This window comes from Streptosporangium sp. NPDC002607 (genome assembly GCF_053592655.1).
This window is the reverse complement of the sequence record NZ_JBSFWD010000058.1, coordinates 13,707-28,798: the sequence shown is the minus strand read 5'-3', so window position 1 is coordinate 28,798 and position 15,092 is coordinate 13,707. Positions and strand designations below refer to the sequence as shown.

Sequence of the window (15,092 nt, the reverse complement as noted above, 5' to 3'; positions counted from 1 at the left end):
CCCGCACCGGGAAGGCTAGAGCAAGGTGAGCTGGGCCTGGCGGGGCAGCGCCAGCGGCAGGGGCTGCTCGGGCCGCACCGGACCCATGCCGTAACGGGCGGCCAGGTGCAGGACCTGGTCGGTGACGCGGCGCACGTAGCCGGCCTCGGCATCGGCACTTCTGGCGTACAGCTCGCCGTAGCGGGGTGCCAGCGCCGGATGGTGCTCACCCAGCCAGGCCAGATACCACTCACGAGCACCCGGAGGCAGGCGCAGCACGTGCGGGACCAGGCTGACGGCCCCGGCGTCGGCGACCCGGCGCACGGTGGCCGCGAGCTGGTCGGGGGAGTCGGTCAGCAGCGGCAGGATCGGCGCCATCGCCACCCCGCACGCCACCCCCCGCTCGTTCAGCTCGGCCACCAGCTCCAGGCGCTTTTGCGCGCTGTGGGCGCCGGGCTCCACACTGCGGCGGATCCGGTCGTCGACGAAGGCGATCGAGACGACCACCCCCGCCCCCGGAGTGGCGGCCAGCAGATCGGCGTCGCGCAGGATCAGCCGGCTCTTGGTGTGCACGGTGAACGGCGCCCCGGCCTCGCGCAACGCGGTGACCAGGCCGGGCATCAACCGGTAGATGTCCTCGGCACCCTGGTAGCAGTCACCGCCCACTCCCACCGTGACATGCTCGCCGTCCCAGCGCGAGGCCAGCTCCGCGCGCAACCGCCGCACGATGTTGGTACGCACCACGATCCGCGAATCGAAGTCACCGCCGGCGTCCAGCCCCAGATAGCGATGCCCCCGGCGCACCGAGCAGTAGCGGCAGGCCTGGGCGCACCCCCGGTACGGGCTGATGCTCCATCCCTCGGGCGTGCGCTCCAGCGCGGTGCGCGCCTGCACCTCGTAGCAGGTCAGCGCCCCGTGCACCCTGACCAGCGCGGAGCGCTCGATCCGCGGCCTGGCATCGGGCGGCACGGCGAGCAGGGAAGGCGCGTCCCATCGCATACGGCTCAGTGGAACACGCTTTCGACACCGCTCGCAAGTGGACTCCGGACGCGGCGCGGGCACCGCCGACCGGATGAAATGATACGTTCGTACAGATTTTGGGGGAGTGGTCATGGCGTGGTTGATCCTGGCTGGGGCGATCATCGCCGAGATCGTGGCGACCACCGCGCTCAAACTGAGCGACGGCTTCGCCCACAAAGGCTGGGCCGCCCTGGTCGTCGCCGGCTACGCCACCGCCTTCATCCTGCTGGCCCAGGCGCTGAAACTGCAACTGGAGGTCGGCACCGCCTACGCGGTCTGGGCCGGAGCCGGCACCGCGGCCATCGCCGCGATCGGCGTACTGTTCCTCGGCGAGACGATCAGCCTGGCCAAGATCGCGGGCATCGTCCTGATCATCGGCGGAGTCGTGGTACTCAACCTGGCCGGCAGCCCCCACTGACACCCGGCCGGAAATAACGCCTCGCCCGCCAGGGGGCACCTCGCCTACCCTGGCCCGGTGCTGAAACCCACCTACCCCATCCGGACCGACCGCCTGATCCTGCGCCCCTACACCCCGGCCGACCTCGACGCCCTGCACGCCATCCAGTCACTGCCACAGGTGACCCGCTACCTGTACTGGGAACCGCGCAACCGGGAGCAGACCGGCGAGGCACTCCAAACCAAGATCACCCAAACGGAGCTGCTCGAGGAGGGACAGATCCTCACACTGGCGGTGGAACTGGCCGCCACCGGCGAGCTGATCGGCGACGGCATGCTGATCTGGCACAGCCTCACCCACCGCAGCGGGGAGATCGGCTACGTCTTCCACCCCGCCCACCACGGCAAGGGGTACGCCACCGAGACGGGCCTGGCCCTACTGGAACTGGGATTCGACGGCCTTGACCTGAACCGGATCATCGGACGCCTGGACGCCCGCAACGAGGCCTCGGCCCGCGTGCTGGAGAAACTGGGCATGCGCCGCGAGGCACACCTGGTCGACAACGAGATGGTCAAGGGCGAATGGACCAGCGAGCTCGACTACGCGATCCTGCGGCGGGAGTGGCGCGCCCGGCAGTGACGCCCACCGCCTTTAGTTGAAGAACGCCCCTCCGCAGGGCACCATGTCTGCGATGACCATCCTGCATCTGGCCCTGGCCGCCGACTGGGACGCCGCCCTGCGGGCGGGGGAGTACCGCGTCTCCACCCTCGGCCGCACCCTGGACGAAGAGGGCTTCATCCACGCCTGCGCGAGCCACGAACAGCTACGTGGCGTGGTGGAGCGTTTCTACCGCGACGTCACCACTCCCCTGGTACTGCTCAGCGTCGACCCGAGCGGACTGGACGTGCGCATGGAGGTGCCCGCCGACTCACCCGAGGCCTTCCCGCACATCTACGGGCCGCTACCGGTCACCGCGGTGACCTCCGTCCTGCCGTTCGCCCCACCGGGCCTCGGCCCGCACCATCCGCACGACGCCGACCAGGCCGACGCACCTCGAACGGAGCCGTAACAGCAGTAAGCTGCGCGCCATGACCGACGTACCCGGACCGACGATCCGCACTCTCGACTCGACGGTCGTCTACACCAACCCCTGGATGAGCGTGCGTGAGGACCGCATCGAACGCCCCGACGGCTCCCACGGCATCTACGGCGTGGTGGACCAGGTCGACTTCGCCCTCGTCCTGCCCATGGAGAACGACGGCTTCCACCTCGTGGAGGAGTACCGCTACCCGGTGGGGCGGCGCACCTGGAACTTCCCCCAGGGCGGGGTCAAGGACAGCCCCTCGCCCCTGGTCACGGCGCACACCGAACTGGCCCAGGAGACCGGCCTGCGAGCCGCCTCGATGACCCACCTGGGCCGCCTGGACAACGCCCACGGCACGACGGGCCAGCACTTCGACATCTTCCTGGCCACCGACCTGACCGCGGGCACCCCCGACCGCGAGCACACCGAGCAGGACATGCGCCAGGAGTGGGTCTCACGGACGGAACTGGAGCAGATGATCCTGCGCGGCTCGATCACCGACAGCGGCTCGATCGCCGCCTACACCATGTTCCTGCTGCGCGGGGCGGCCTGACAGCCCGGCGAGAGCCGGCGGGGCCCTCACCGATCGGCCGCAAGACGGCTCGACCGCCGCGGGGACGCCGTACCCGAAGAGCAGCCGCGATCCGGTCGTTTCCGGCACGCACACGATGACCTTGTGACGATACGCTCGACTCATGTCGAACCCGATCGTCATCCTCCTTCTGACGGCGGTCGTCGTGGCGGTGGTCATCGCCCTGATCGTCCTTACGGTGCGGGCGGCACAGCACCCCAGAAACACCCTGGTCGGTGGTGGGGTCGGCCCCGAACTCGTGGAACAGGTCCTGAACCTGAAAGCCACCGGCCAGATCGACCAGGCCGTCTTCCTGGTCCGGGGCGAGACCGGTATGAGCCACCGCGCCGCCGCCCGTTTCGTCAGGAAGCTCACGCCGCCCCCTCCGCACTGACCTCCCCGCCCAGACCTCCTTGGGCCGGGTGAGGGAGTGCTCCAGCGCGGTGGCGGTCATTTCGGGATATGCGCTTCCTGGAAGGGGGAAGTGATCCCGGCGTAGGCAAGGTGCATGATCATGCCTTCCGAGCCGTGTTTGAAGTTGTGGCAGTGGTCCATCCAGATGCCCGGGTTGTCCGCGGTGAAGTCGATCTCGAAGATCTCGCCCGGAGCGACGTTGAGCGAGCCGGTCCACCAGGTGCTGCCGGTTGCGTGGGTGCCGTTGCGCGACAACACGCGGACCCGGTGCCCGTGCAGGTGCATAGGGTGGTCGATGAGGCTGCGATTGACGATGCGAACCTTGATCTGCTCGCCCTCAGCCACCATGGGATGTGGGCGTTTGCGACTCCACCTGGCCGACACCGAGCGTGAAGTCGACGATCGCCGCGGTGAAAACCTCGGGTTCTTCGAGATGCCCCAGGTGACCACTGTCTTCCAGCAGGACGAACCGGGAGTGGGCGATGCCCTCGTGCAGCAGCCGCCCCCAAACGGGTCCGCAGATGAAGTCGTGGCCTCCGCTGATGACCAAGGTGGGCGCGGTGATGTCGCGAAGCCGGTCGCGGCTGTCGAAGGGTTCCTCCTCCGCGCGCATCGGATCGACCCACGCGCGCAAGACAGCCCGGATGGGGGCCAGCTCGGATTCGTGGGCCCAGTAGTCGGCGAAGTAGGCGGGCAGGACGGCACGCAGACCCTGCGTGCAGGATTCGTTGTCGGTGGCGGCCAACGCCTGCCGGAAAGCCTCCGGGATGCCGGCCGCCTCAGGCTGGTCGGGGTGACGCTCTGGGAGGTGGTCGAGGTTGCTGAGCGCCTGGTTCCAGAACTCTTCCCCGGTGCGTGGCGAGGTGTCGTACAAGATCATGCCTGCCAGGACGGTGGGGTGGCTCAGCGCGTAGCGCTGCGCCACGAATCCGCCATGGGAGTGGCCGAGCAGGAACAGTCTTCGCGCGCCCAGATGTTCCACGACGCCGTGCAGGAACTGGGCGTAGGTGTCGATGCGGTAGGCCTGCGGCCGGGACAGGTGCCCGGATCCGCCGGTTCCGATCGGCTCCAGGTAGACCAGCGTCAGATGCCGCTCCAGTTCTGGCATCCGCAGGTACTCCCAGCCGAGCCCGGGCCCGCCGGAGTGAACAAGGCAGAGCGGGCCGGAGCCTGCGACGTGGTAGCGCTGAAGAACGCCCTGAATGCTCACGGTATGGGTGCCGGGCAGCAGCGGGCCGGAGGCGAGGCTCACAAGGTGCTCCTGACGTGGACAGTGCTGCCCCGGGGTTGCCGGGTCAGCACTCAGGTGGTTGCGCCTGGGCTGAAGTAGCGGCGCGGGTTGTCGATGAGCATCACGTCGATCTGGTGGTCGGTGACCCCTGCGTGGATGTGGGTCACGTGCACGCCGGCCTGTTTCAACGCGGATCGCCTGCTCACCGCGCCGGCGATCCGCTCGTCCTCCTGCCACAGGTGCGGGTAGTTGAGCCGGATCTCCGGCGTGGTCACGAACACGTGCTCGTGCATCGGGACCGTCTTCAGCTCATCTACCCGCACCCGCCCGCGGACGGTCTCCGGTTCAGCCGACCGCACGAGCGGCGTCCTGGATGATGCGGGTCACCAGGCCCGGCTGGCTGATCATCGGCACGTGCGAGGCGGCCGTCTCGTAGACCTGGGACTTGGCGCGCTTGTAGAAGAAGCGCTCCAGGGCAGGCGGGATGGCCTTGTCCTTGGTGGCCACCAGCGCCCAGGAGGGGATGGTGCGCCAGGCGGCTCCGGTGGTCTTGTCGGTGTAGGAGGAGGCGGCGAACGGGCGCTGGCCGGCCTGCATGAGGCGAGTGGTGGACACGGGCAGGTCCGCGGCGAACGCGCTGCGGAACTTGTCCGGCTTGAGGTACAGATCGATGCCGGTGCTGCCGTCGGGGCCGGTGAAGGGCACCTCCCGGACGGCGTCGGGGATCTGACTGCCGGGGAACTTCGCGAACAGCTCGGCGAGGGTCTCGCCCTCGTCGGGCGCCATCGCGGCGATGTAGACCAGCGCCTTGACGTTGGGGATGCCGACGGCGGCGTTGGTGATCACGGCTCCGCCGTAGGAGTGGGCGACCAACACGATCGGCCCCTCGATCGACTTCAGGACGCTGGCGATGTACGGCGCGTCGGTGGGCAGGCCGCGCAGCGGGTTGGCCGGCGCCAAGACCGGATAGCCCTTCTCCTGGAGCCTGGGGATCACGCCGTTCCAGTTGGAGGCGTCGGCGAAGCCGCCGTGCACCAAGACGATCGTGGGCTTGGCCGTGGAGGAGGTGTCAGCGTGCGCGGAGGCCGCGGACGCGGACGGCACAGTGAGCAGCGCGGCGGCCAGGCCGCCGGCGGCGACGGCGAGCATGACGCGGCGCGGCAGTGCGGTGGGACGGTTCATGGCTGTCTCCAATGGAGCTTTAGTTGAGAGATTGCGGGCGGATCCGGGGGCGACGCTCAAGCACGCTTCAGTGCGGCGCCGCCCCCGAGGTCAAGCGCCATCGTGGGGCGGCCCGGACCGGGAGGCGACTGGTTCTTGGCCACGGCCAGGCCGGACCGACGTGATGCGCGCAGTCCTCAGGCCGCGGCCTGGCGGATGAGGTCGGCGACCGCGGCGGGCTGGGAGACGTAGACGGCGTGGCTGCCGATGGCCTCGACGACGGACGCTCCGGCACGCTCGGCCATGGTGCGCTGGGCCGGCGGCGGGATCATGCGGTCCTCGGTGGCCACCAGGTACCAGCTGCGCTTGTGCCGCCAGGCCGGCTCGGTGACCACCCCGCCGAGGGCGTCCACCCCCCAGGGGACCTGCGCGTCGGCCATGAACGCGGCCATCTGCGCGGGCAGGTCGGCGGCGAACGCGCCGTGGAACCTGTCACGGTCGAGATAGAGGAAGCCGTCGCGCGGGGGCAAGATGGGCGGAACCGGCGCGCCGGGCGGCGGGTCGGCGATGAGCGCGGCGACCGATTCGCCCTTGTCGGGGGCGAACGCCGCGATGTACGCCAGCGCCGCCACGTTGGGGTGGGTACCGGCCTCACTGATGACGACCCCGCCGTAGGAATGGCCGACCAGGACGGCAGGGCCGTCGAGCACATCCAGCACCTGGCGGGTCGCGGCGACGTCACCCTCGAGCGACAGCGTCGGGTTCTGCACGATCCGGACCTGGAAGCCGTCCCTGGCGAGCTCGTCATAGACGCCCTGCCAGCCGGACCCGTCCACGAAGCCGCCGTGCACGAGCACGATGTTCCTGATGGTGGTCATGGTCACTCCTGCGCTGCTGAACAGGCCCGATGCCTGTCCGACACGCCCCATTCAAGTCGCGAGGAAGATCACGGACCACGCAGAACAGCACGCAGAAGTTCCGCGGAAACCGGCCTTCGGCGTCTCAGCGGGCAGTCGTCGCCAGGTCGTGGCAGCGGCCGCCGGCCTCGGCGTCGCCGCTCGCCTCGAACAGCTCGGCCGCACGCGCGTAGGCTCGGCGGCTCTCCTCGGTCCGGCCTTCCTCGGCAAGGACGACCGCCAGTGTCTCCAGGGCGCGGGCCTGTGAGCTGATCGTCTGGAACTGCTCCATGAGAGCGATTGCCTCGGTCAGTGTGATGATCGCTTCGGCCCGGTGGCCGAGCAGCCTCAGGCAGTGGCCGATACGGGCCAGCGTCTGCGGCCGGGTGAACGACACGATGTCCGCTGTCATGCCCGAGCCTTCGTCGTCCAGCAGGGCACGCACCTCGAGGTACTGCTCCAGCGCCGCCTCGTGGCGTCCGTCGCCGAGAAGGCAGTCGCCGAGAAGGCTCAGACTCTGGCAGTAGGCGTCGATGTCGGCGGCGGCATTGAACATCTCCGCCGCCTTGGCCAGTGAGTCGAAGGCCTCGCTCAGCCGGCCGAGCCGTCGTAGCGCCTCTGCGGTGTACTGGTGGGCCCAGGCGATCTGTGCCGTGGCGCCGCTGCGGGTGGCGAGGTCCAGCGCCTGGGTCGCGTACCGCATCGTGGCTTCCGGGTCCTCGGGCGGCACCAGATGCACCCAGGCCAGGTAGTTGAGTTGCGTGGCGTGCTGAGCCGTGTCACCGAGGGCGGCGGCGGCCTCGGCGCCGAGCGTGAAGACCTCTCCCCAGTGCGGCCAGTGAATCCACCGGTCGGAGAACCAGTGCATCGACTCGGCGCAGTCCAGCACCTCCACGTGCCGGGCCCCGCCCGACGCGGACCGCAGCGCGCCCAGCCAGTTGCCGGAGTTCACGCGCAGCCAGTGGTCGGCCTCCTCGGCGGTGGCGAAATCCTTCAGATCGGCCTTCGGCCGGTCGAAACGGTCGGGCTGGGGGCCGAACCGCTGCCCTGCCATGGTGGCCATCCGCAGCAGCCACGACGTCATCGTCGCGGCGAGCGCGTCACGGTCGGCCGCGGCTTCCTCCTCGTGAAGACGCTCGCGGGCGAACAGCCGCACCAGGTCGTGGAAGCGGTAACGTCCCGAGGTGCCGTCCTGCAGCAGGCCGAGATCGACGAGCTCGTCGAGGGCGTCCCAGGCGTCCCAGGGCGAGATACCGCCGAGCACTGCGGCGAGGGCGGCGTCGAAGTCCCGGCCGGGTACGAGGGACAGTCGGCGAAAGATCCGCCGCGCGGGTGCCGCGAGCTGGTCGTAGGACATCCCGAACGCGGTCGCGATCTTGAGGTCGCCGGCTTTGAGCTGGTCGAGCCGTCGCTCCTCGTCCGCCAGCCGGTCCGCGAACTCGGCGGCCGGCCAGCTGGGCCGGCTGACCAGCCGGTTCCCAACGATCCGCAAGGCCAAGGGCAGGCCGCCGCAGAACTGAGCGAGCTCGCTGATCGCCGCTCCGCCGTCCAAGGAACCACGCTTGGCCAAAATCCCGGTCAGCAGCTCGGCCGCTTCCACCGGCGGCAACGGGCCGAGGCTCAGCCGGTGCACGCCCTCCAGACCGGCCAGCAGCCGCCGGCTCGTCGCGAGCGCTCTGCTGAGGCCGCCACCGGGGAGGATCGGGCGGATCTGCTCCTCCGACCCGGCGTTGTCGAGCACGACCAGAACGCGCCGCTCTCGTAACAGCGACCGGTATAACGAGGCGCGCTCCAGGGGGTCGTGGGGCATGTGCCGCTCGGCGCTGCCGAGCGCGCGCAGTAGTTGCGTCAGGGCGTCGTCGGCGGTGAGGGGCTGGGGGGACATGCCGAACAGGTCGACGAAGAACACTCCGTCTGGAAAGCTCGGCCGCAGGATATGGGCGGCGCGGACGGCGAACGTGGTCTTGCCCAGACCGGCCGCGCCGGTGATGAGTGCAACGCCGGCGGCACCCGGCGAATCGCCGGCGTGCAAAAAGTCGTCCGCCCAGGCCAGCTCGGCGGCACGACCGGTGAAATCGTCAACGGATCGAGGCAGTTCACACAGTCCGGTCGGACGCGCCCAGTGATCCCGCAACCGGCCCTCTCGCGCCAGCTCGATGAACTGCTTACGCTCGCCCTCCCCAAGCGAGAGCGCCTGCGCCAGAGCGGCGACCGTCCGATGCTGGGGTCCGGTGCTGCGCCCGCGCTCCATGTCCGACAGGGTCCGGGCACTGACCCCCGATGCTTCGGCGAGCTGTTCCAAAGTGAGACGTGCCGCGCGCCGATGCCGGCGCAGTAACTCCGCGAAGCTGGGTGGGGTGGGAATGGGTCGCTCCTTCTCGTGACCTGCTGGAGGCGGCTTTGAGCTTACGGGCCAAGGCCGCTGAGCCCAAGGGCCGCGAAGATCGTGCGCAGGGCGGCCGGGGCAGGTACTCCGGAGCGCACGCCCGGTCGATGTCGAACTGCTCGGCGGTGATCCCGGCCCTGCGTCACGCGGGCGCCGCCGAGGCGCGGTTGACCATCACGCTGATCGACAACCCGCGCCGGCACTTCAGGCGAACGCGGTGCGCTGCCCGGGGCCGACGGCCGGCTCAGGGGAGCACACCGCGTTCGTGGCTTCTGCCGGCGGCGCTTCGGTCAGGTTTTGCCGCCTCGGGTTCCGCCGGCCGGCGGGCCGGGCTTCGCGAGGCGTCATAGCGAATCACTTTTCGAAGGAAGAGCGTTGAAGGGTCGCCAGGGCTGGACGATCACCCCCTGATCTCGTCGCCGGATTCTGGAGTGGCCCCCAGCCGGGAGCGGAGAAAGTTCACGATGATCGCCATGACCTGCGTGCTGGTCCAGATTCGGGCAGCGGCCGACAGCGCGCCGTGACCGGCGCCCTGCAGCACATACCGGGTGCTGTCCACGCCGGCGCGGCGCAGGGCCTGGTGCAGGCGGGCGGTTTGCGCAGGAGCCACGATGCGGTCGTCGTCGCCGTGCAACAGCAGAAACGGCGGAGTCTCGGATGTGATGTGGCTGGCCGGGTCGGCGTTGATCACTTCGGCGGGGTGGTCGGCCAGGGCCCGGCCCGGGCCGAGCAGGTAGGCGGGCAGCGCTGCGCCCGACATGGTGTGGGCGGTCACCGTGGCAGGGTCGAAGCCATCGGCCACGGTGGCCAGGTGGGAGGCACCGAACACGTCGACCACCGCGTCGACTCCCGCGCCGGTCACCGCCGCGACGCCACTGCCGGGGTCGGTTGCGGCTATGGCGGCCAGGTAGCCGCCCGCAGATTCGCCCCACAGCGCGGTCCGGGCGGGGGCGATCCCGTACCGGCCGGCGTGGAGGCGCAGGAAGCTCAGCGCCGCGGCGACGTCGGCCAGTCCATCGCGGTAGGTGGCGCCGTCACTGACGGTGCGGTAGTCGATACTGGCCACCACGAACCCTGCCTGGGCGACGTAGCGGCGCCGGCGGGCGGCCATCGCGCGCCGGGCGGTGACGAAACCACCTCCGGTTAGATACAGGACCAGCGGGTGCGGGCCGGGCGCCTGCGGGACCAGGATGTCCATGCGCAGCTTGCGTGCCGAAGCGGCGTACACGATCCCTCGATACGCGCGGGCGCCGCGGCCGGGCTTGATCTGGTCGGCCGGCCTCACGCGCAGCCGGATGCTGTCGGGGTCGTCATCTGGGGCGGCCACGCTGGACGGGCGGATCGGGCGGCCGCTCAGTGCGGCCAGTGCCATGATCAGGCGCATGGTGTTCATGCGAAACTCCTTTCGGGCAGAGGCCGCCAGGGGCGCGCTGCCAGTAGGGACAAGACGGCCAGCACCAGTGCGGCCGGCATGATCAACGCCATCGCGCGCAGCGTGGTGCCGCTCAGCGGGGCGGCCAGGGCGCCGAACAGGTAGGCGGCGCCGCCGGACAGCGCGGATGCGGCGCCGGCGCGGGCGTGGCCGATGGTCTGGGTGATGGTGGTGACGGCGGGAAAGACACCGCCGATGCCGAACAGCATGACGGCCAGGCACAGCCAGGTGCCGGCCAGGGTGGGCGCCAGCGTGGCCTGGATCGCCAGCGCGAGCGCGCCGAGCGTGCCGATGGCGAGGTAGCCCGACAGCAGTGCGGGCAGCGCCACCCGCCGGGCGGTCAGGCCGAAACTCGCGCTGGCGGCGAGCATGGCAGCGGCGTTGACGGCGAACACCAGCCCGTACTGGACGGCGCTCAGCCCGAAGCCGTTCTGGAAGACGTAGCTGGAGGCACCGATGTAGACGAACATCGCTCCGGCGGCCAAGCCGAGGGTCAGGGTGTATCCGGTGAAGGCGCGCTGGCGCAACAGCGCCGCCATGGAGGCGAATGCCGGCCCGAGGCCGCCGGGTGATCGCCGGGCGGGCGGCAGGGACTCCGGCACACCCAGCCAGGTTGCCGCCAGCATCACCAGCCCGAAGGCGGTCAGCGCCCAGAACACCGCGCGCCAGCCAGAGGCGGTCACGATCATGCCGCCCAGCAACGGACCGAGGACCGGCGCCACTCCCAGGATCATTGCCAGGATGGAGAAGTAGAACGGCAGCCGCGGCCCGGCGAAGCGGTCGGTCAGCACGGCACGGGCCAGCACCAGCCCGGCCGCCCCCGCGCAGCCCTGCAGGAAACGGCCGGCCACCAGCAGCGGCGCTGTCGGCATCAGCGCGCAACAGGCCGACAGCAGTGCGAAGGCGGCGGTGCCCGCCACCAGCAGCCGGCGCCGGCCCAGCCCGTCGCTGAGTGGCCCGATCACCAACTGGCCGGCGACCAGTCCGATCAGGAAGGCGCTCATCGACAGTTGCACCGACGACTCGCCCGCGACCAGCTCCCGGCCGAGGTCGGGAAAGCCGGGCACGTACATGTCGACGGCCAGGGGCGCCACTGCGGTGAGCAGGCTCAAGATGGCCAGCAGGACAGGACGCCGAAGCGCCGTGGTGTCTATCATGACATCAAAGGTAACCTGGTAATCAACCAGTTAACAATCGTCGGAGTGAGGATGGCATGAGCCGGAGTACCGATCGCGTCCGTGAGCTGTGGGCCGCGGCCCGTCCCGACCTCGACACCTCCCCGATGGAGGTGGTCGGCCCGCTTAAACGCGTCATCGCCCTGCTGGGCGAGGCGCTGGACCCGCTCTATGTCGACGCCGCGCTCACCGGCGCGGAACTCGATGTGTGCCTGCGGCTGCGGCATGACCCCAGTCCGACCATCGCGCGTCATCTGGCCGACCGGATGCGCCACTCGCGTGCAGCGATCAGCAAGACGCTGACCCGGCTGGAGAGTCGCGGTCTGGTCGTGAGAGAACCCAGCCCGACCGATCGGCGTGCCGCGCTGGTGCGGCTGACGCCCGCGGGCGAAGCGGCCGTCGATGCGATCTTCCCCCGGCAATTGGCCCGGGAGGCCGAGTTGCTGGAGGGATTGGGCGCGGATCGCGAACGCGTGATCGAGGCGCTCAACCTGCTGGCCGATGTCCTGGGCAGGCGCATGTGAGCTGCCTGAGCGCGTTGCGGATGTCGTGAGGTGGTGCCGATCTCAGCCATCGGCGGCGTGTTCGCAGCCAAGACGACGAGCGCGCGACAGGTACGCCGCCGAGGCGGCGAGGTCGGCACTCCATCCAGCCGGCGGGGGCGGCGGCTTCGTCGCGCTCGGGCGAGGTCCCCGCCCGGTCGGCACGCGCCCGGGCCACGTGCGTCGGCAGATCGGTGGCCCGCCTGGAGCTCACCACACGGACCCGACCGGCACCAAAAGGGAGCGCTCCCACGGAAAACGCCTCCCGCACGGACCCACCCCCCGAACTGTTAGCGCAAACACTCGGATACGCTTGGAGTAACTTCGACGAGGCGGACAGGGTGACCCAGCAGGTATCCGGACAGACGTTCTCCGAGCGGCCCAGAGCCGCCGTCATGGAAGACGTCGCCGCGCGCGCGGGCGTCTCGGCCATGACCGTCTCCCGCGTTCTCAACACCCCGGAGAAGGTGCGCCCCGACACCCGCGCCCGCGTCCTGGACGCGGTACGCGAACTCGGCTACCGCCCCAACTTCGCCGCCCGCTCGCTGGTCACCGGCCGCTCGGGCGCCCTGGGGGTCGTCAGCTTCGACACCACCCTGTACGGCCCGGCCTCCACCCTGCACGGCATCGAACAGGCCGCCCGCACCCACGACTACCTCGTCACCATCGTCAACGTCACCACCCTCAACCGCCGCTCCATCGCCGAGGCCGTCAACCGGCTGCGCTTCCAGTCCGTCGACGGCGTCGTCATCGTCGCCCCCCACGAGTCGGCCGCCGACGGCCTGCACCACCTGCCACCGGACCTGCCCGCCGTCGTGGTCGGCGCCCGTGAGAGCCTCCCCGTCCCCGTCGCCGCCGTCGACCAGGCGGCCGGAGCCGTGCGAGCGACCAGACACCTGCTCAGCCTCGGCCACAACACCGTCTGGCACCTGTCAGGCCCCGAGGACTGGATCGACGCCAGCGCCCGCGTCGAGGGCTGGCGCTCGGTCCTGACCGCCGAAGGCCGCCAGATCCCCGACCCCCTGCGCGGCGACTGGAGCGCACGCTCCGGCTTCGAGGCGGGCAGGCAACTGGCCCGCGACCCCGAGGTCACGGCCATCTTCGCCGCCAACGACCACATGGCCACCGGCGTGCTGCGAGCACTGCGCGAAGCCGGCCGCCGAGTGCCCGAGGACGTCAGCGTGGTCGGCTTCGACGACGTCCCCGAGGCCCCCTACCTGTGGCCGCCACTGAGCACCGTGCGACAGAACTTCACCGAGGTCGGCCGCCTGGCCTTCCGGCTGCTGCTGGAACGTATCGACGGCCGCACCGCCACCCCGCACCGCATGATCGAACCCGAACTCGTCGTCCGCGAGAGCACCGGCGCCCGGCCGACCCCCAGGTGAGACGCCCCCTCAGACCTACCAGGCCATCGCACTGAATGCGGCGGGCTGCGAGAAGCTCCTCGCCGACACCGCGTCGGGGAAGCTGACTGAGCGGCCCGAACTGACGCGGTATCTTCGCGGCGCTCGCGGAGTTCGAGCGGGAGCTGATCGCCGAACGGGCGGCGGTGGGCCGGGCGGCCGCGCGTACCCGAGGCCGCCTCGGCGGCAGGCCCGCCAAACTGCCGGCCGAGCAGATCGCGCTGGCCCGGTCGCGCTACGCGGCACAGGAGGGCACCGTGGCCGAGATCGCCAAGGCCCTGGGGGTTGGCCGTGGCACCATCTACCGGGCCGTGCAGCAGACCTCCTGACGCCAGAGCGAGGTCGCGCCGTTAACGGGCTGCAAACGGTTGACCAGCTAGTTCGCTTGGGGTCACGTCCACGGACGTGACCTCGCCCTGGCCTGCAATAAGAGGTCAGCAACCCCAGATAACGATAGGGCGCCGCAAGATCTGAACCCTCAAGACAAGTCCCTGAATCGGGATGGTGCCCGCAGCGCTCTGTATCCCAAACCAATGTAACCGCAGGTCAGAGGCAGGTTCGTTGGATTTCCAGGATTGCTGGAAGCGACCCTCTCAGTGAGGCGCCTACACCACGCGGTGGTTCTGGCGTACTGCCAGTGCCGTGGTCCACTACTCCGTGGTACCGTGTAGTGGTACTCGGTAGCACCGAGTACCAAGGGGAGACGGAAGAGGACCCACGATGGACGACCTGACGGAGATGCTGAAGGGCACGCTTGAGGGCTGCGTGCTTGAAATCATCGGCAGCGAGGAGACCTACGGGTACGCCATCACGCGCCGGCTGAACGAACTCGGCTTCGCCGACGTCGTCGAGGGGACGGTTTACACCATCCTGCTGCGACTGGAGAAGAACGGGCTCGTCCAGGCGACGAAACGACCGTCCGGGCTGGGCCCGCCGCGCAAGTTCTATGCGCTCAACGACGCGGGACGCGAAGAACTCGCGACGTTCTGGGCGAAATGGGAGTACATCACATCACGGATCGACAAGCTCAAGGAGGGCGGGAGATGAACTTCTGGGAGACCATGACAGGCAGCGATCTCACCAGGGAATGGAAGGCGTTCGAAGCCCGGGCCGAGGCATTGCCGGCCGACTACCGGGCGGCGTGGGAAGAGATCAAGGGTCATCTTTCTCCCTACTCGGACTTCACAGGTCGAAACCTGATGCCGATTCTCGACGGTGCTCTGGGGCTGCTCGAAGAGACAGCGGCCGATGGGCGGAGCATTCACGAGGTGCTGGGTGACGACATCGAGGGCTTCTGCGCGGCGCTGGCCGGCGGAGAAGGGGCTCGGAGCTATCGCGACCGGTGGCGCGAGCAGTTGAACAGGAACGTCGCAAGGAAATTGGGCCAGCTAGGAGGCTGAC

General features: G+C 69.8%; 19 protein-coding genes. 10 read left to right on the top strand and 9 right to left on the bottom strand.

Annotation, left to right across the window (positions count from 1 at the left end; genetic code table 11):
- Positions 1 to 15 precede the first annotated feature (15 nt).
- Positions 16 to 978, bottom strand: coding sequence for a radical SAM protein (locus ACWD3H_RS40030; RefSeq protein WP_451958731.1), 963 nt, complete (start codon positions 976 to 978; stop codon positions 16 to 18).
- Positions 979 to 1,090: 112 nt separating this feature from the next.
- Here ACWD3H_RS40030 and ACWD3H_RS40025 point away from each other — a divergent pair, with 112 nt between their 5' ends.
- The 5 genes from ACWD3H_RS40025 (at position 1,091) to ACWD3H_RS40005 (ending at position 3,445) form a co-directional block, all read left to right on the top strand.
- Positions 1,091 to 1,417, top strand: coding sequence for a DMT family transporter (locus tag ACWD3H_RS40025; protein ID WP_350954111.1), 327 nt, complete (start codon positions 1,091 to 1,093; stop codon positions 1,415 to 1,417).
- 57 nt (positions 1,418 to 1,474) lie between these two features.
- The gene (locus ACWD3H_RS40020; RefSeq protein WP_451958730.1) at positions 1,475 to 2,035 is read left to right on the top strand and encodes a GNAT family N-acetyltransferase; all 561 of its coding nucleotides are present in this window, start codon (positions 1,475 to 1,477) and stop codon (positions 2,033 to 2,035) included.
- 52 nt (positions 2,036 to 2,087) lie between these two features.
- Positions 2,088 to 2,465, top strand: a complete 378-nt coding sequence (locus ACWD3H_RS40015) for a DUF952 domain-containing protein (RefSeq protein ID WP_350954115.1) — start codon at positions 2,088 to 2,090, stop codon at positions 2,463 to 2,465.
- 19 nt (positions 2,466 to 2,484) lie between these two features.
- Positions 2,485 to 3,033: an NUDIX hydrolase gene (locus ACWD3H_RS40010; RefSeq protein ID WP_355558378.1), complete on the top strand. Its 549-nt coding sequence runs from the start codon at positions 2,485 to 2,487 to the stop codon at positions 3,031 to 3,033.
- 142 nt (positions 3,034 to 3,175) lie between these two features.
- A complete protein-coding gene (locus tag ACWD3H_RS40005) occupies positions 3,176 to 3,445 on the top strand; it encodes a hypothetical protein (RefSeq protein ID WP_355558376.1) in 270 nt (89 codons plus the stop codon).
- A 56-nt stretch (positions 3,446 to 3,501) separates the two neighbouring features.
- On the opposite strand, the gene ACWD3H_RS40000 is transcribed toward ACWD3H_RS40005, so the two are convergent.
- The 8 genes from ACWD3H_RS40000 to ACWD3H_RS39965 form a co-directional block, all read right to left on the bottom strand.
- On the bottom strand, positions 3,502 to 3,813 hold the full coding sequence (locus ACWD3H_RS40000; protein ID WP_451958729.1) for a multicopper oxidase domain-containing protein: 312 nt from the start codon (positions 3,811 to 3,813) through the stop codon (positions 3,502 to 3,504).
- Positions 3,803 to 4,717: an alpha/beta fold hydrolase gene (locus ACWD3H_RS39995; RefSeq protein ID WP_451958728.1), complete on the bottom strand. Its 915-nt coding sequence runs from the start codon at positions 4,715 to 4,717 to the stop codon at positions 3,803 to 3,805. The genes ACWD3H_RS40000 and ACWD3H_RS39995 overlap by 11 nt, the downstream gene beginning before the upstream one ends.
- Positions 4,718 to 4,767: 50 nt before the next feature.
- Complete coding sequence (locus ACWD3H_RS39990; protein ID WP_451958727.1) at positions 4,768 to 5,055, bottom strand: phosphotriesterase family protein; 288 nt, start codon at positions 5,053 to 5,055, stop codon at positions 4,768 to 4,770.
- Positions 5,042 to 5,878 carry an alpha/beta fold hydrolase gene (locus ACWD3H_RS39985; protein WP_451958726.1) on the bottom strand — a complete coding sequence of 279 codons (837 nt, stop codon included), beginning with the start codon at positions 5,876 to 5,878 and terminating at the stop codon, positions 5,042 to 5,044. The genes ACWD3H_RS39990 and ACWD3H_RS39985 overlap by 14 nt, the downstream gene beginning before the upstream one ends.
- A 176-nt stretch (positions 5,879 to 6,054) precedes the next feature.
- Positions 6,055 to 6,735: an alpha/beta fold hydrolase gene (locus ACWD3H_RS39980; protein ID WP_355558361.1), complete on the bottom strand. Its 681-nt coding sequence runs from the start codon at positions 6,733 to 6,735 to the stop codon at positions 6,055 to 6,057.
- A gap of 124 nt (positions 6,736 to 6,859) precedes the next feature.
- Positions 6,860 to 9,088, bottom strand: a complete 2,229-nt coding sequence (locus ACWD3H_RS39975) for an ATP-binding protein (RefSeq protein WP_451958746.1) — start codon at positions 9,086 to 9,088, stop codon at positions 6,860 to 6,862.
- A gap of 451 nt (positions 9,089 to 9,539) precedes the next feature.
- On the bottom strand, positions 9,540 to 10,532 hold the full coding sequence (locus tag ACWD3H_RS39970) for a prolyl oligopeptidase family serine peptidase (protein ID WP_451958725.1): 993 nt from the start codon (positions 10,530 to 10,532) through the stop codon (positions 9,540 to 9,542).
- The gene (locus tag ACWD3H_RS39965; RefSeq protein WP_451958724.1) at positions 10,529 to 11,728 is read right to left on the bottom strand and encodes a Bcr/CflA family efflux MFS transporter; all 1,200 of its coding nucleotides are present in this window, start codon (positions 11,726 to 11,728) and stop codon (positions 10,529 to 10,531) included. Before ACWD3H_RS39965 ends, ACWD3H_RS39970 begins: the two co-directional genes overlap by 4 nt.
- Positions 11,729 to 11,784: 56 nt before the next feature.
- Here ACWD3H_RS39965 and ACWD3H_RS39960 point away from each other — a divergent pair, with 56 nt between their 5' ends.
- The 5 genes from ACWD3H_RS39960 to ACWD3H_RS39940 all read left to right on the top strand — a co-directional run bounded on the left by ACWD3H_RS39960 (position 11,785) and on the right by ACWD3H_RS39940 (position 15,091).
- The gene (locus ACWD3H_RS39960; RefSeq protein WP_355558352.1) at positions 11,785 to 12,270 is read left to right on the top strand and encodes a MarR family winged helix-turn-helix transcriptional regulator; all 486 of its coding nucleotides are present in this window, start codon (positions 11,785 to 11,787) and stop codon (positions 12,268 to 12,270) included.
- A 359-nt stretch (positions 12,271 to 12,629) separates the two neighbouring features.
- The gene (locus ACWD3H_RS39955) at positions 12,630 to 13,673 is read left to right on the top strand and encodes a LacI family DNA-binding transcriptional regulator (RefSeq protein ID WP_355558348.1); all 1,044 of its coding nucleotides are present in this window, start codon (positions 12,630 to 12,632) and stop codon (positions 13,671 to 13,673) included.
- A 110-nt stretch (positions 13,674 to 13,783) separates the two neighbouring features.
- Positions 13,784 to 14,020 (top strand): helix-turn-helix domain-containing protein, encoded by a 237-nt coding sequence (locus ACWD3H_RS39950; RefSeq protein ID WP_451958745.1) that lies wholly within the window; start codon positions 13,784 to 13,786, stop codon positions 14,018 to 14,020.
- A 391-nt stretch (positions 14,021 to 14,411) separates the two neighbouring features.
- On the top strand, positions 14,412 to 14,738 hold the full coding sequence (locus ACWD3H_RS39945) for a PadR family transcriptional regulator (protein ID WP_155350237.1): 327 nt from the start codon (positions 14,412 to 14,414) through the stop codon (positions 14,736 to 14,738).
- A complete protein-coding gene (locus tag ACWD3H_RS39940; RefSeq protein ID WP_355558339.1) occupies positions 14,735 to 15,091 on the top strand; it encodes a DUF1048 domain-containing protein in 357 nt (118 codons plus the stop codon). The genes ACWD3H_RS39945 and ACWD3H_RS39940 overlap by 4 nt, the downstream gene beginning before the upstream one ends.
- The last annotated feature ends 1 nt before the right edge of the window (position 15,092 follow it).

Coding starts and splice junctions, on each gene's coding strand:
- ACWD3H_RS40030 (WP_451958731.1), bottom strand. CDS start 978: ATGCGATGGGACGCGCCTTCCCTGCTCGCCGTGCCGCCCGATGCCAGG.
- ACWD3H_RS40025 (WP_350954111.1), top strand. CDS start 1,091: ATGGCGTGGTTGATCCTGGCTGGGGCGATCATCGCCGAGATCGTGGCG.
- ACWD3H_RS40015 (WP_350954115.1), top strand. CDS start 2,088: ATGACCATCCTGCATCTGGCCCTGGCCGCCGACTGGGACGCCGCCCTG.
- ACWD3H_RS40010 (WP_355558378.1), top strand. CDS start 2,485: ATGACCGACGTACCCGGACCGACGATCCGCACTCTCGACTCGACGGTC.
- ACWD3H_RS40005 (WP_355558376.1), top strand. CDS start 3,176: ATGTCGAACCCGATCGTCATCCTCCTTCTGACGGCGGTCGTCGTGGCG.
- ACWD3H_RS40000 (WP_451958729.1), bottom strand. CDS start 3,813: ATGGTGGCTGAGGGCGAGCAGATCAAGGTTCGCATCGTCAATCGCAGC.
- ACWD3H_RS39985 (WP_451958726.1), bottom strand. CDS start 5,878: ATGAACCGTCCCACCGCACTGCCGCGCCGCGTCATGCTCGCCGTCGCC.
- ACWD3H_RS39980 (WP_355558361.1), bottom strand. CDS start 6,735: ATGACCACCATCAGGAACATCGTGCTCGTGCACGGCGGCTTCGTGGAC.
- ACWD3H_RS39970 (WP_451958725.1), bottom strand. CDS start 10,532: ATGAACACCATGCGCCTGATCATGGCACTGGCCGCACTGAGCGGCCGC.
- ACWD3H_RS39965 (WP_451958724.1), bottom strand. CDS start 11,728: ATGATAGACACCACGGCGCTTCGGCGTCCTGTCCTGCTGGCCATCTTG.
- ACWD3H_RS39960 (WP_355558352.1), top strand. CDS start 11,785: ATGAGCCGGAGTACCGATCGCGTCCGTGAGCTGTGGGCCGCGGCCCGT.
- ACWD3H_RS39945 (WP_155350237.1), top strand. CDS start 14,412: ATGGACGACCTGACGGAGATGCTGAAGGGCACGCTTGAGGGCTGCGTG.
- ACWD3H_RS39940 (WP_355558339.1), top strand. CDS start 14,735: ATGAACTTCTGGGAGACCATGACAGGCAGCGATCTCACCAGGGAATGG.